The 455-nt window shown below is 40.9% G+C and carries 1 protein-coding gene; it reads left to right on the top strand.

Annotation, left to right across the window (positions count from 1 at the left end):
• On the top strand, positions 1–455 hold a 455-nt coding region (locus ORL93_RS30990; protein WP_265960351.1), incomplete at both ends, for a DUF3048 C-terminal domain-containing protein.

Here is a 455-nt window from a genome sequence, read left to right as displayed (position 1 = left end):
TCTTATCAGTACATAAAAAAGGCGGCGGAGCAAAAGGGATATGAGCTCAAGCAGAAAACAGATCCAATGCTGTTTCAAACATCAGATGCAAAACCTGTAAATGAATCTTATAATATTCGGGTAGATTATGGAACAAAAAACGTTACAAATCTTGTCGAATACAACTATGATAAAAAAACTGAAGCTTATACGAGAAGCTCTGATGGTGTCATGACGACAGACCGGGAGACCGGAAAGCCGGTTGAAATGCAAAATATTTTCATTGTTGAAGCCAGCCATCATATTATTGACCAAGATGGAAGGCGTGACATCGACATAGAATCAGGGGGTAAAGGTCTGCTGTTTCAGCACGGAAACGTCATTGAAGCAGACTGGAAAAATGTAAACGGAAGAATTGTGCCGGTGAAAGACGGCAAATGGCTGCCGTTTGTGCCAGGAAAGACATGGATAAATAT

The sequence above is a fragment of the Bacillus sp. DHT2 genome (assembly GCF_026241455.1).
Taxonomy (GTDB): domain Bacteria; phylum Bacillota; class Bacilli; order Bacillales; family Bacillaceae_G; genus Bacillus_A; species Bacillus_A pseudomycoides.
The sequence above is the reverse complement of the archived record's forward strand: the minus strand, read 5'-3'. Positions and strand labels throughout refer to the sequence as shown.